The sequence below is a fragment of the Stenotrophomonas sp. T8 genome (assembly GCF_051853085.1).
GTDB lineage: Bacteria > Pseudomonadota > Gammaproteobacteria > Xanthomonadales > Xanthomonadaceae > Stenotrophomonas > Stenotrophomonas sepilia.
The window spans coordinates 1,478,056-1,491,440 of sequence record NZ_CP195329.1 but is presented as its reverse complement, the minus strand read 5'-3'; the positions used below and the strand labels follow the sequence as shown (position 1 = coordinate 1,491,440).

The following is a 13,385-nucleotide window of genomic DNA, read 5'->3' as shown; positions in this document are numbered from 1 at the left end:
TGCAGTGCGGTGCTCGCAAAGAAAAGTAACCAAAAGAAACGCTCCGCCGTCCGCGAGCCGATGCTACGCACCGGTACCCTGCGCTCCTCGGTCCACCGAGGGACGGCGCGGGAACTCGCTGCGCTCAGACACCCGCGCCTCTTCGCCCTCGCCGGACCTGCGGTGCTCGGCTCGCTTCAAGGCGGAATCAGATCAAAAACCACAGCCGCCCGCAGGGCGAGACGGCCGTGGTAGCCGCTCAGCCTTCCAGCTCTTCCCAGCGCGCGTACGCGGCATCCAGCTCGGCCTGCACCTTGGCCAGCTGCTGGGTGTGCGCGGTCACTTCGGCACTGCTGCGGGTGTAGAACGACGGATCGTTCATCGCCGAGGTCAGCCCTTCGACATCGCTTTCCAGCTTCTCGATGGTCTTCGGCAGCTGCTCCAGCTCGCGCGCTTCCTTGTAGGCCAGCTTGCGCTTGGGCGCAGCCGGGGTGGCAGCAGCCGGCGCGGCAGGTGCTGCGGCTGCCGGCTTGGCGGCGGGGGTCGCGGCAGGCGCTGCCACGCTGGCCGCATAACGCTGCCAGTCGCTGTAGCCACCGACGTACTCGCCGATCACGCCGTCGCCTTCCATCACCAGCGTGGAGGTCACCACGTTGTCGATGAAGTCACGGTCATGGCTGACCAGCAGCAGGGTGCCGGTGTACTCGCCCAGCAGCTCTTCCAGCAGCTCCAGGGTTTCCACGTCCAGGTCGTTGGTCGGTTCGTCCATCACCAGCAGGTTGGACGGCTGCGCGAACAGCTTGGCCAGCAGCAGGCGGTTGCGCTCGCCACCGGACAGGCGGGTGATCGGCGCACGCGCGCGTTCCGGGGTGAACATGAAGTCCTGCAGGTAGGCATGCACGTGCTTGCGCTTGCCGTTGAACTCGAGGAAATCGCGGCCTTCGGCCACGTTCTCGATCGCGCTCCAGTCTTCGCGCAGCACCGCACGGTACTGGTCGAAATAGGCGATCTGCAGGTTGGTGCCGGCGTTGACTTCGCCCTTGGCCGGCTGCAGCTCGCCCAGCAGCAGCTTCAGCAGCGTCGTCTTGCCGCTGCCGTTGGGGCCGATCAGGCCGATGCGGTCGCCGCGCATGATGGTGGTGGTGAAGTCGCGGACCATGGTGCGCTCACCGAAGGCGAACGAAATATCCTTGACGTCGATGACCTTCTTGCCAGAGCTGATGCCCTGTGCGGCTTCCATCTTGACGTTGCCGCTGAGATCACGGCGCTGCGAACGCTCCACGCGCATCGCCTTCAGGCGGCGCACGCGGCCCTCATCGCGGGTGCGGCGCGCCTTGATGCCTTGGCGGATCCAGACTTCTTCCTGCGCCAGCAGCTTGTCGAAGCGCGCGTTTTCCTGCGCCTGCGCGTTGAGGCGTTCCTCCCGGCGACGCTCGTAGTTGGCCCAGTCGCCCGGCCAGCTGGTGACCTGGCCACGGTCGATCTCGACGATGCGGGTGGCCAGTGCGCGCAGGAAGCGGCGGTCATGGGTAACGAACACCACGCTGCCGCTCCAACCCTTCAGGAACGCTTCGAGCCAGTCGATGGCTTCGATATCGAGGTGGTTGGTCGGTTCGTCCAGCAGCAGCACGTCGGGGCTGGACACCAGCGCACGGGCGAGCAGCACGCGGCGCTTCATGCCGCCGGACAAGCGGCCGAACTCGGCCTCGCCGTCCAGGTCGAGCTTGGTCAGGGTTTCGCTGACGCGCTGATCGAGGCCCCAGCCGTTGGCGGCGTCGATCTTGGCCTGCACGTTGCCCAGGGCTTCGCCATCAAATACTTCGGCGTGGCTGAGGTGATGGAATTCGGCCAGCCACTGGCCCAGTTCACCGAGGCCATCGGCGACGACGTCAAACACCGAGCCGGCGGCGCCATGTGGCACTTCCTGCTCCAGGCGGGTGACGCGCACGCCCTGCTGCACGCGGACTTCGCCGTCATCGGGCTTGTGGTCGCCGGACAGCAGCTTGAGCAAGGTGGATTTGCCGGCGCCGTTGCGGCCGATCAGGGCGATGCGTTCACCCGGCTCGATCGACAGTTCGGCCTTTTCCAGCAACAACGGGCCGCCGACGCTGAAGTCGACGTTCTGCAGAGTAATCAGAGGCATCCGGATATTGTACGGGTTGGGGGCGTCGGCCGGGTTGCACCCGGCACCCGCGGTAGTGCCGGCCGCTGGCCGGCAGCCTCAACGGCAACGTCAAAAAGCTGGTTTCCTGTGGGACGGCGGGGCGCGGATCCCGTCGTGGAATTCGCGCTGTGCGGATGGATCCCGGCTACCCCACCTCCCCCAGCAGCGCCTGCAACCCCGGCAGCCATTGCTTGCCGGGGTGGCGTACTAGCCACAGCGTGCGCTGCAGCGGAGGCAACGGGGTTTCGAGCACGCGCAGACGACCCAGCGCCAGCGGCTCTTCCAGCGCGTGACGCGAGAGGCAGGCCAGGCCGAGGCCGGCGATCGCGGCCTGCTTGATCGCTTCGGTATTGCCCAGCTGCAGCGTCTGGGCGAAGCCACGCAGGTGCGGCAGCAGGGCCTGTTCCACTGCTTCACGGGTGCCGGAGCCCGGTTCGCGCAGCAGCCAGCGGGCGCGGCGCAGTTCGTCCAGCGACCAGCGCGGGAGAACGTCGGCGGCGCCGACGATCACCAGCGGATCCTGCTGCCAGGCCGTGACCTGCAAACCGCGCTCATGGCACGGGCCTTCGATCAGGCCGGCGTCGACGTCCAGGCGCTGCACGGCGCCGACTACGCCAGCACTATTGTCGATGCGCAGGTCGACTTCGGCCTGCGGCGCCTGCCGCAGCAGTTCAGCGATGCGCTGCGGCAGCAGGTAGTTGCCGATGGTGGTACTGGCGGCCAGCACCAATCGCAGCGGCGCGCCCTGCGACGGGTCGCCGCCGGCGGCCAGCTGCCGCTCCAGATCGGCGGCGTTGACCAGTAGGGTGCGCGCCGGCTCCAGCAGCGCGCGGCCATGACCATTCAGGGCCAGGCGGCGGCCGATGCGGTCGAACAGTGGGGTGCCGAAGTGCGCCTCCAGCTCCTGCAGGGCGGCGCTGCTGGCCGACTGCGAGAGCGCGATGGCCTGGCCGGCGGCGGTGGTGCTGCCGTGGTCGGCGATGGCAACGAAAACCTGAAGCTGGCGTAGGGTCAGGCGCATGCAGATTACCCATCTTATAGGTAGCTTTTACCCATAGTATTCGTTTTACAGGTCATGAACGAAGGCGCACGCTTGCCTCGTCACCACAGCCCTGCCCTGCCATGAACGCCCCCGCCCTCTCCCCCTGGTCCCTGCCCGCCCTGCGCCAGCGCTGGCAGCCGCGCCTGCCTGGTCTACTGCTGGTGGGCCTGATCGCGGCGGCATCGCTGTACCTGGCCGAGCTTCCCTGGTTGCAGGCGCATGGCCTGAGTGCACTGACCGTCGCCATCGTCGCCGGCATCGTGGTCGGCAACACCCTCTACCCGCGGCTGGCGCCGAGCAGCGCGGCCGGTGTCGGCTTCTCCAAGCACTGGCTGCTGCGCGCCGGCATCGTGCTGTACGGCCTGCGCCTGACCTTCCAGGACATCGGCCATGTCGGCGTCAGCGGCGTGCTGATGGACGTGCTGGTGGTCGCCAGCACCTTCGGCCTGGCCTGCTGGCTGGGCGTTCGTGTGTTCAAGATGGAACGCGAGGCGGCAATGCTGATCGGCGCCGGCAGCGCGATCTGCGGTGCGGCAGCGGTGATGGCCGCCGAACCGGTGGTGCGCGGCCGCGCTGCGCAGGTCACTGTCGCGGTTTCCACCGTCGTGGTGTTCGGCACGCTGGCGATGTTCCTGTACCCGGCGCTGTACGCGCTGGTGCAGTCGCACGGCTGGCTGGCGATGGACGCGCGGCAGTACGGCCTGTTCACTGGTGCGACTGTGCACGAAGTGGCGCAGGTGGTGGCCGCCGGCCGCGCGGTCAGCGAAGCCGCCGCCGATACCGCGGTGATCACCAAGATGGTGCGGGTGATGCTGCTGGCGCCGTTCCTGGTCGTGTTGTCGTTGTGGCTGGCGCGTGGCGGCAAGGCCAGCGCCGACGGCAGCAAGGCGCGCATCGTGGTGCCGTGGTTCGCGTTCGGTTTCGTGGCCGTGGCCGGTTTCAACTCGCTGCATCTGCTGCCGGCCGGCCTGCAGGCCGGGCTGGTGCAGCTGGACACGGTGCTGTTGGCGATGGCGATGGCCGCGCTGGGCCTGACCACCCACGTCTCGGCGCTGCGCCAGGCGGGCCTGAAACCGCTGCTGCTGGCGCTGATCCTGTTCGCCTGGCTGCTGTTCGGTGGCCTGGCGATCCACCAGGGTGTGTTGGCGGTGCTGGGCTGAGCAGGAGCGTACCGACCAGGGTCGGCGCCCACCCGTAGATCCACGCCATGCGTGGATGACGGCACTGTTGGGGTCAGATCCCGTTCCTGAGGAAAGGGATCCGCCCCCGGGCCCACCAGGCGGGACCAGCCGCGCAGGCAGGTACAATGCGCCATGACTGATTTCTCGACCCTGCCGCTGAGCCCGGCCCTGCAGCCCGGCCTGGACGCCCTCGGCTACACCACCCTCACCCCCGTGCAGGCGCAGAGCCTGCCGGCCATCCTCGATGGCCGCGATGTGATCGCACAGGCGCCGACCGGCAGCGGCAAGACCGCCGCCTTCGGCCTGGGCCTGCTGCAGGCCATCGACCCCAGCCTGATCCGCGTGCAGGCGCTGGTCCTGTGCCCGACCCGCGAACTGGCCGACCAGGTCGGCAAGCAGATCCGCAAGCTGGCCACCGGCATTCCCAACCTGAAGCTGTTGCTGCTGGTGGGTGGCGTGCCGCTGGGCCCGCAGCTGGCGTCGCTGGAAGGCCACGATCCGCACGTGGTGGTCGGTACGCCCGGCCGCGTGCAGGAGCTGGCACGCAAGCGCGCGCTGAATCTTGGCGCGGTGCGCACGCTGGTGCTGGACGAGGCCGACCGCATGCTCGACATGGGCTTTGAGGAGCCCATCCGCGAGATCGCCGGCCGCACCCACAGGGATCGCCAGAGCCTGCTGTTCTCCGCCACCTTCCCCGACAGCATCCGCGCCATGGCGCGTGACCTGCTGCGCGACGCGGTGGAGGTGACCGTGGAAGGCGCCGACCAGGCACCGGCCATCCGCCACCTGTTCTGCGAGGTGGAACCGGCGCATCGCCAGAAGGCGCTGGCCGGCCTGCTCCTGAAGTACGCGCCGGAATCGGCGGTGGTGTTCTGCAACACCCGCAAGGATGTGGACGAAGTGGCCAACTCGCTGCAGCAGTTCGGCTTCTCCGCACTCGCCCTGCACGGCGACATGGAGCAGCGCGACCGCGAGGAGGTGCTGCTTTTGCTGGCCAACCGCAGCTGCAACGTGCTGGTGGCCAGCGACGTGGCTGCACGCGGCCTCGATGTGGAAGAGCTGGCGGCGGTGATCAATTACGAGCTGCCGACCGACGTGGAGAGCTACCAGCACCGCGTGGGCCGTACCGGCCGTGCCGGTGCGAGCGGCCTGGCGATCAGCCTGGTGGCTGGCCGCGAAAAGACCCGCGCCGAAGCCATCGAAGCGCAGATGGGGCAACCGCTGGATTGGCAGAAGACGCCACTGGCGACCTCGCGCCCGGCCGAGTTGCCGCAGGCGGCGATGCGCACCCTGCGCATCGACGGCGGCAAGACCGACAAGCTGCGCCCGGGCGACATCCTCGGCGCACTGACCGGCGATGCCGGCCTGTCGAGCAAGTTCATCGGGAAGATCGCGATCTTCCCGACCCGCTCCTATGTGGCGATCGCGCGTGAACAGGCCAACAAGGCCGTCACCAGGCTGGAAGCCGGCAAGATCAAGGGCCGTCGTTTCCGCGTACGGATGATGTGATTGAAGCCGCGTTGCCAACCACGGTTGGCAACGACCGGCTCCCGGCCCTTCGCTCTGGTAGATGCCAACCCTGGTTGGCATTCACCCTTCGATCAGAACACCAGTTCGGTGTGCAGTGGCAAGCCCGCCTCCCAGCGGGCCCGGCCGCCCAGGCCATCGAGCTCGACCAGCACACCGGCGCCGACCACTTCAACACCCAGGCGGCGCACCAGCGACAGCGCAGCGACCAGCGTACCGCCGGTGGCCAGCACGTCGTCGATGATCGCCACGCGGGCCCCGGCCGGCAGCGCGTCGGCGTGCACTTCGATGCAGTCGCTGCGGTACTCCAGCGTGTATTCCTCGCGCAGCACCTGGCCCGGCAGCTTGCCCGGCTTGCGCACCGGCACGAAGCCCACGCCCAGCTCCAGTGCCATCGCGGCGCCGAGGATGAAACCACGCGATTCGATGCCGACCACCGCGTCCAGCTTCTGGTCGCGCCAACGGTCGGCCATCGCGGTGATCGCGCCACGGAAGTCCTCGCCGTGGGCGAGCAGCGGCATGATGTCCTTGAACAGGATACCGGGCTTGGGGAAGTCGGCGATGTCGCGCAGGCGGGAGGCCCACTGCGGAGCGACGAGGGCGTCGGTCATGTCACATTGGCTGTCTGATGGCGGCATAGGGTACCTGTTCCGGGCGCCGGCTGCCTGTTGGGGGTGTCGGCAGGGCTGCGCCCTGCACCTGCGGAGGCTTCAAGCAACGGCAACGGCAGAAGCTGGTTTCCTGTGGGATGGCGGGGTGGATCCGATGGCGGGAGACGCCGTAAACCCGTCCATGGGGGCTTGGCCGCGGCATCCATGCCGCGGACACTCCCGCCACCGGACCCACCCCGCCTTCGACAGAGTCCTGCGATCTGTCGTGGATCCACGCCATGCGTGGATGAATCTCAATCGAAATCGAATATTTCGAGAATTGAACGAAAAGCATCCACGCATGGCGTGGATCTACCGTGTCGACCAAGGTCGACACCTACCAACAGCCGCCGGAATCTGTCGGAGGTGGGGCGGTGTCGGGGTGCGGGGTGTCAGCCGCATGGGCCCGAGGCATGCCTCGGGCGGGTTGGGCAGGACGCCCAACCCCGGTCTTGCCGTGTGCGCAGGACTGCGCACACGTGCAAGCGGCTGCCAAGCTTACAGGGACGTACTTGCAGCGCCCCCGCATTCCGACACCGCCCCGCCAAGCCACGGGATCCAGCTCTGGCCGTTGACTTGGCCTCTGCAGGTGCAGGGCGCAGCCCTGCCGAAACCCACCCTCAGGAACTGCAGGACAGCATCGAGCAGCCGGCGCGGTTGTCGGCCCACGCCGGGCGCTTGCCGGCGAAGTGTTCAAGCCCCGGGCGTTCGGTGTATGGGTCGCGCAGCACGTCCTGCAGCGCATGCACACCGCCGAGGTCACCCTGCTCTGCGCGGTCGATCGCCTCCTGGGCCAGCCAGTTGCGCAGCACGTACAGCGGGTTGGCCGCTGCCATCTTCGCCAAGCGTTCGCGGGCCGACAGCGGATCGCTACGCAGGCGCGCTGCGTAGTCCTGCAGCCATTGCTGCAACGGCGCCTGCACCGAATGCTTGCGCGCCTCGTCGTAGTACACCGCGTCCAGAACCGTAGCGTCCGCTGCCGACGGGTCGATGCGCATCAGTGCACGCCAGGCCAGGGTCATGTCCATGGCGCCCTCCTGCATCAGCTGCTGCCAGCGCTGGTAGAGCTGCAGGTCGTCATCGTCGGCAGCAGCCAGCCCCAGCTTCGATGCAGCATCGCGACGCGTGCAGGCCACGAAGGTGGACTGGTAGGCCGCCAGGCCCGCATGCAGCGGTGCGACATCGGCGAACAGCGGCGACAGCGCCTGCGCCAATCGGCTCAGGTTCCAGTACGCCACCTGCGGCTGGGTGCCGAAGCGGTAGCGGCGCCCCTGGGCGTCGGTGGTGTTCGGCGTCCACTCCGGATCGAAATCCTCGACCCAGCCATAGGGGCCGTAATCAAGTGTGAGACCGAGCACGGACAGGTTGTCGGTGTTCATCACACCATGCACGAAGCCGACACGCATCCAGTGCGCGATCATCTCGGCGGTGCGCACCGCGATCTGCGCGAACCAGTCGCCATACAGTGCCTCGCCCTGCCCCTCCAGCCCGGGGAAATCACGGGCGATGCAGGTGTCCACCAGCTGTTGCAGCAAGGCCGTCTCGCCACGCGAGGCCGGCAGCTCAAAGGAACCGAAACGCAGGAACGACGGCGAGACCCGGCACACGATGGCGCCAGGCTCGGCACGCGGGTGGCCGTCATAGAACATGTCGCGCACCACCTCCTCGCCGGTACCGACCAGCGACAACGCGCGCGTGGTCGGCACCCCCAAGTGGTGCATCGCTTCGCTGCACAGGAACTCGCGGATCGACGAGCGCAGCACTGCCCGTCCATCGGCACCGCGCGAGTACGGGGTCGGCCCGGCCCCCTTCAGCTGCAGCTCCCAGTGGCGGCCATCGGGTGCCACCAGCTCGCCCAGCGAGATCGCACGTCCGTCGCCGAGCTGGCCGGCCCAATGGCCGAACTGATGGCCACCGTAATTGGCGGCCCATGGCTGCATGCCGGCGTACAGCGCGTTGCCGCCGAATACATCGGCGAAGCCTTCGCTCTCGATCTCGGCAGCATCGAAGCCGAGCATCGTGGCAACCTCAGGCGACCACGCCAGCAACGTGGGCGCCACCACCGGGGTCGGCATCACCGGCGACCAGGCCGCGCCCAGCACTTCGCGCCTGCGCGGGCCGGATTCGGGGTCGCCCGGCAGGGTGTGCAGCAGGCGGTTGTCGAAACGGAGGCTGTCGGTATCCATGGTACTGAAGATGGGGACGACGGCCGCCCGCCTCAATTGCCGCTGAGCGCCTGCAGGTGGCCGCCGTGGGCCTCGGCACGCTGGTAGGCCGGGCGCTCACCAATACGCTTGAGAAAGCCGCGCAGCGCCGGCTTGTCGTCGAGACCGCCACCGCGCGCGGCAGCAGCCTGGATCGGGAAGCTCATCTGGATGTCGGCCGCACTGAAGCGCTCGCCGGCAAACCACTGGCTTTCAGCCAGGCGGCGCTCCATCCAGTCCAGATGCAGCCGCCGCTGCGGGCCGATGAAGCCGCGCTCGGCCTTGTCGGCAATGCTGCGTGCCATCGGGCGCGCAAAGAACGGCATCGGCGCGTTGCGTATGCGGCCCATCACCAGGGTCAGCAGCAGCGGCGGCATCGCCGAGCCTTCGGCGTAGTGCAGCCAGTAGCGGTAAGCGATGCGTTCGGCCCCGTCAGCCGGCATCGGTGACGGCGACAGCTGGCGTTGCGTGTCGTAACGGTCAGCGAGGTAGTCGAGGATCGCACCGGACTCGGCCAGTACCAGCTCGCCATCCTGCAGCACCGGTGACTTGCCGAGCGGATGCACGTTGCGCAGTTCCGGCGGCGCCAGCAGCGTCTTCGGATCACGCGGATAGCGGCGCAGTTCGTAGTCCAGCCCCAGCTCCTCCAGCATCCACAGCACGCGCAGGGAACGGGAGTTTTCCAGGTGATGAACGATGCGCATGGGGACGGTCCTCGGGAAGGTCTCCATCCTACCGCGCCGGCTGCATGCCCTTTGTAGAGCCGAGCCATGCTCCACTGTCTTTGAGAACTGTCGAGCGTGGCTCGACTCTACAAAAAACAGCGGGCAATAAAAAACGCCGGAAGCTCTCGCTTCCGGCGTTCTCTGGCTACCCAACGGTAGCAGACGGATTAGACCGCCTGCACCTGGTCAGCCTGCATACCCTTCTGACCCTGGACGGCGATGAAGGTAACCTTCTGGCCTTCCTGCAGGGTCTTGAAGCCGGTGCCCTGGATCGCGCGGAAGTGCACGAACAGGTCCGGGCCGCTTTCCGGGGTGATGAAGCCGAAGCCCTTGGCGTCGTTGAACCACTTGACGGTGCCGGTCTGACGTTCAGACATTTTACTAACTCCTGAAACACATGTTGAAAAAAATCGCAGCCACCGGGTATCGGGGCCGAGACTGAGTTGCAGGCGTTGGTAAAGCGGATCGATGAGCGGATCGTGAGATCAACTGCACCAGGCCACGATTCACGGTGACCCTAGCAAACACAGTGGGTCGCACGATACGCGTGTTTTCCGCAAAAAGCGATAGTCCCGACGTTCATGGGAACAGGTCACCCGCTAGGCGTGACAAGGGTTGGCAGCCGTTCGCGGCTAACCCCGAGCCCCCATTCAGGTTTTTCCTACCCTACACTGGGGAAATGACTGAAGCTGAAACCCCCGCTGAATACGCGCCCTCTCGCATCTGGGTGGACGCGGACGCCTGTCCCACTGTCATTCGCGACATCCTGTTTCGTGCGGCTGAACGGGTGGGGATCGAACTGACCCTGGTCGCCAACCAGTGGATCCGCACCCCGCCCTCACGCTGGCTGCGCTCGATCCAGGTGCCGCAGGGCCTGGACGTGGCCGACAGCGCCATCGTCGAGCGGGTCGCCGCCGGAGACCTGGTCGTCACCCAGGACATCCCACTGGCTGCGCTGGTGCTGGAGAAAAAGGCCGTGGCGCTGAACCCGCGCGGCCAGCTGTACACCCCGAACAACATGGCCGAGCGGCTGTCGATGCGCAATTTCATGGAGGAACTGCGCGGCGCCGGGGTCCAGACCGGCGGACCGCCGCCCTTGGGACCCCGCGACCGGCAGCTGTTCGCCGCCGAGCTGGACCGCTGGCTGGCGCGACGCCCGGCCCGCTGAGCGCCTGGCCGCCCTATGCCGGAAGGCTCAGGCTGCGGCCGCTGCTGAACATCCGTCGTGCGCCACTCAACGGGTCGTCGAAGGCCAGGCCCCGCGCCAGCAGCTGCAGCGGTGACTCGGCCACATTCAGTGGCCGTTGCCGAAGCTGCGGGTACAGGTCGTCACCCAAGATCGGCGCCCCCAGCATGGCCATGTGCACGCGCAACTGATGCTTGCGGCCGGTCTCCGGCAGCAGCCGGTAGCGCCAGATCGCCCCTTCGGCCTCGATCAGCTCGATCCGGCTGCGCGCATTGGGCTGACCGGTCACTTCGGACATGCGGAAGAACGGCTCGCCCGGCACCAACCGGCTGTCCCGCTGCAACGGAAATGCCAGCCCCGGCAGCGCCGGTGCCAGGGCCTCATAGGTCTTCTCGATGCGCCGCTCACGGAACAGGCGCTGGTAAGCATCGCGCGACCCTCGCTGGGTCGAGAACAGCACCAGCCCGGCCGTCAGCCGATCCAGCCGGTGCAGCGGTACCAGATCAGCATTGCCGGTGCGGGCGACCAGCCGCGCCAGCAGCGTCTCGCGCACATGCCCACCCGCAGGTGTCACCGGCAGGAAATGCGGCTTGTCGGCTACCAGCAGGTGCGCATCCAGATGGACGATGGTCTCGACAAAGGGAATCACCGGTTCGTCGGCCACCTCGCGGAAGTACTGGATCTCCCGCCCGACCTGCCAGGGCATGTCCGCAGTGAGCGCCCTGCCCTGCGCATCCAGCACACGGCCACGCGCGAAGCGATCCTGCCATTGCGCGCGCGCGATGCGCGGGAAACGTGCACACAGGCCATCCAGCAGGGTGGCCCAGGGCCCGGGCGGCAACTGCAGTCGGCTGGGCAAGGTCATGGCGTCCACTCCGGCCACGGGAAAGAACGCAAGCGTGCCACCGTTGACGCTGCGCAGACAGCCCGGCCACGGACACCCCCGGAGCAAACCTCTATCATTGTCCTCTTTAGTCCACGGATCCCCCATGGCTCTTACCGCCACCATCCGCAAGGCCGAACTGCAGATCAGCGACATGGATCGCGGCTACTACGCGACCCACAACCTGACCCTGGCCCAGCATCCGTCCGAGACCGACGAGCGCCTGATGGTGCGCCTGCTCGCCTTCGCGCTGAACGCCGGCGACCGCCTGGAGTTCGGCCGCGGCCTGAGCACCGATGACGAACCCGACCTCTGGGAACACGACTACACCGGCGACATCCTGCAGTGGATCGACCTGGGCCATCCGGACGAATCGCGCATCCGCAAGGCCAGCAACCGCAGCCGCCAGGTGCAGGTGGTCAACTATGGCGGCAACGCCTCGGAGATCTGGTGGGGCAAGCAGAGCAAGGGCCTGGCGCGCTTCGACAACCTCTCGGTGGTCGACCTCGACGGTGCCTTCGTAGAGCTGTGGGGCCAGCAGATCCAGCGCGCGATGCGCTGGAGCGTGCTGATCCAGGACGGTGAAGTGCAGCTGCTCAACGATCAGATGCAGCTCGACGTGATCCCGACCTGGCGCAAGCGCGCCAAGGCATGAGCACGATCCGTTGTGACGTGGTGGTCATCGGCGCTGGCGCAGCCGGGCTGATGACCGCGATCACTGCCGGCCAGCGCGGCCGCCAGGTGCAGGTGATCGACCATGCCAACAAGGTCGGCAAGAAGATCCTGATGTCCGGCGGTGGCCGCTGCAACTTCACCAACACCGGCACCACACCGGCCAACTTCCTGTCGGCCAACCCGCATTTCTGCAAGTCGGCGCTGGCCCGCTACACACCCTGGCATTTCATCGAGCTGGTGCACAAGCACGGCATCGCCTATCACGAAAAGGAACTGGGGCAGTTGTTCTGCGATGTCTCCTCCAAGCAGATCGTGAAAATGCTGGTGGACGAATGCCAGGCGGCCGGCGTACAGATCCGTACCGACTGCAGCGTGCAGCGCATCGAGCATGGCAGCGATGGTTTCCGCGTGCACACCACGCACGGCCTGTTCCATTGCGCCTCGCTGGTGGTTGCCACCGGTGGCCTGTCGATTCCCAGCATGGGGGCCAGCGGCTTTGGCTATGAAGTGGCCCGCCAGTTCGGTCACCAGGTGCTGCCGACCCGCGCCGGGCTGGTACCGCTGACCCTCAGCGGCAAGCACCAGGAGCGGCTGGCCGACCTCAGCGGCGTCGCACTGCCGATCGAGGCGCGCTGCAACGGCAAGAGCTTCCAGAACTTCATGCTGCTGACCCACCGTGGCGTGAGCGGCCCGGCCATCCTGCAGATCTCTTCGTTCTGGCAGCCCGGCGATGCGCTGGAGCTGGACCTGTTGCCGGGCCAGGATGCGGGCGAGTGGCTGCGCCAGATGAAGCGCGACCGCCCCGCCGCCGAGCTGCGCACGGTGCTGGGCGAGGTACTGCCGAAGCGGCTGGCACAGCGGCTGTGCGAGCACTGGCTGCCCGACCGCCCCGTGCGCCAGCTGGACGAGCCGGTGCTGCGCCAGGCTGCGCAGCTGCTGGGCGCATTCCCGCTGGTGGCCAGCGGCACCGAAGGCTACCGCACCGCCGAGGTCACCCTGGGCGGCGTGGACACCGCCGAAGTGTCATCCTCAACGATGGAATCCAAGCGCGTCCCCGGCCTGCACTTCGTTGGCGAGGTGCTGGACGTGACCGGCTGGCTGGGCGGCTACAACTTCCAATGGGCCTGGGCAAGCGGGCACGCAGCGGGCGGCGTGGTGTGAACCACTTC

The 13,385-nt window shown here is 67.4% G+C and carries 12 protein-coding genes; 5 read left to right on the top strand and 7 right to left on the bottom strand.

Annotated features, from left to right (window positions below; translation table 11 throughout):
- Nucleotides 1-238: 238 nt before the first annotated feature.
- Both ACSDHM_RS07145 and ACSDHM_RS07140 read right to left on the bottom strand, forming a co-directional pair.
- Entirely contained in the window at nt 239-2,122 is a 1,884-nt protein-coding gene (locus ACSDHM_RS07145) for an ATP-binding cassette domain-containing protein (protein ID WP_061477914.1), read from the bottom strand.
- Nucleotides 2,123-2,288: 166 nt separating this feature from the next.
- The gene (locus tag ACSDHM_RS07140) at nt 2,289-3,164 is read right to left on the bottom strand and encodes a LysR substrate-binding domain-containing protein (RefSeq protein WP_072168282.1); all 876 of its coding nucleotides are present in this window, start codon (nt 3,162-3,164) and stop codon (nt 2,289-2,291) included.
- A 101-nt stretch (nt 3,165-3,265) separates the two neighbouring features.
- On the opposite strand from ACSDHM_RS07140, the gene ACSDHM_RS07135 reads away from it, so the two are divergent.
- Nucleotides 3,266-4,345, top strand: a complete 1,080-nt coding sequence (locus tag ACSDHM_RS07135) for a YeiH family protein (RefSeq protein ID WP_439426808.1) — start codon at nt 3,266-3,268, stop codon at nt 4,343-4,345.
- Nucleotides 4,346-4,498: 153 nt separating this feature from the next.
- Nucleotides 4,499-5,875, top strand: a complete 1,377-nt coding sequence (dbpA, locus tag ACSDHM_RS07130) for an ATP-dependent RNA helicase DbpA (protein WP_072168284.1) — start codon at nt 4,499-4,501, stop codon at nt 5,873-5,875.
- Between the two features lie 92 nt (nt 5,876-5,967).
- Here dbpA and ACSDHM_RS07125 read toward each other — a convergent pair whose 3' ends face one another.
- The 4 genes from ACSDHM_RS07125 to ACSDHM_RS07110 form a co-directional block, all read right to left on the bottom strand.
- A complete protein-coding gene (locus tag ACSDHM_RS07125; RefSeq protein ID WP_088496767.1) occupies nt 5,968-6,504 on the bottom strand; it encodes an adenine phosphoribosyltransferase in 537 nt (178 codons plus the stop codon).
- A 659-nt stretch (nt 6,505-7,163) separates the two neighbouring features.
- The gene (locus tag ACSDHM_RS07120; protein WP_088496769.1) at nt 7,164-8,729 is read right to left on the bottom strand and encodes a protein adenylyltransferase SelO; all 1,566 of its coding nucleotides are present in this window, start codon (nt 8,727-8,729) and stop codon (nt 7,164-7,166) included.
- Between the two features lie 32 nt (nt 8,730-8,761).
- Nucleotides 8,762-9,451, bottom strand: a complete 690-nt coding sequence (locus ACSDHM_RS07115; protein ID WP_072168288.1) for a glutathione S-transferase family protein — start codon at nt 9,449-9,451, stop codon at nt 8,762-8,764.
- A gap of 188 nt (nt 9,452-9,639) precedes the next feature.
- Nucleotides 9,640-9,849, bottom strand: a complete 210-nt coding sequence (locus ACSDHM_RS07110) for a cold-shock protein (RefSeq protein ID WP_005416210.1) — start codon at nt 9,847-9,849, stop codon at nt 9,640-9,642.
- 302 nt (nt 9,850-10,151) lie between these two features.
- Between ACSDHM_RS07110 and ACSDHM_RS07105 the strand changes: the two genes are divergently transcribed.
- Nucleotides 10,152-10,640: a YaiI/YqxD family protein gene (locus tag ACSDHM_RS07105; RefSeq protein WP_072168289.1), complete on the top strand. Its 489-nt coding sequence runs from the start codon at nt 10,152-10,154 to the stop codon at nt 10,638-10,640.
- 13 nt (nt 10,641-10,653) lie between these two features.
- Here ACSDHM_RS07105 and ACSDHM_RS07100 read toward each other — a convergent pair whose 3' ends face one another.
- On the bottom strand, nt 10,654-11,523 hold the full coding sequence (locus ACSDHM_RS07100) for a pseudouridine synthase (protein ID WP_072168290.1): 870 nt from the start codon (nt 11,521-11,523) through the stop codon (nt 10,654-10,656).
- 124 nt (nt 11,524-11,647) lie between these two features.
- On the opposite strand from ACSDHM_RS07100, the gene ACSDHM_RS07095 reads away from it, so the two are divergent.
- Together ACSDHM_RS07095 and ACSDHM_RS07090 are read left to right on the top strand one after the other, a co-directional pair.
- Nucleotides 11,648-12,196, top strand: a complete 549-nt coding sequence (locus tag ACSDHM_RS07095; RefSeq protein WP_072168291.1) for a YaeQ family protein — start codon at nt 11,648-11,650, stop codon at nt 12,194-12,196.
- Nucleotides 12,193-13,377: an NAD(P)/FAD-dependent oxidoreductase gene (locus ACSDHM_RS07090; RefSeq protein WP_061477923.1), complete on the top strand. Its 1,185-nt coding sequence runs from the start codon at nt 12,193-12,195 to the stop codon at nt 13,375-13,377. The genes ACSDHM_RS07095 and ACSDHM_RS07090 overlap by 4 nt, the downstream gene beginning before the upstream one ends.
- The last annotated feature ends 8 nt before the right edge of the window (nt 13,378-13,385 follow it).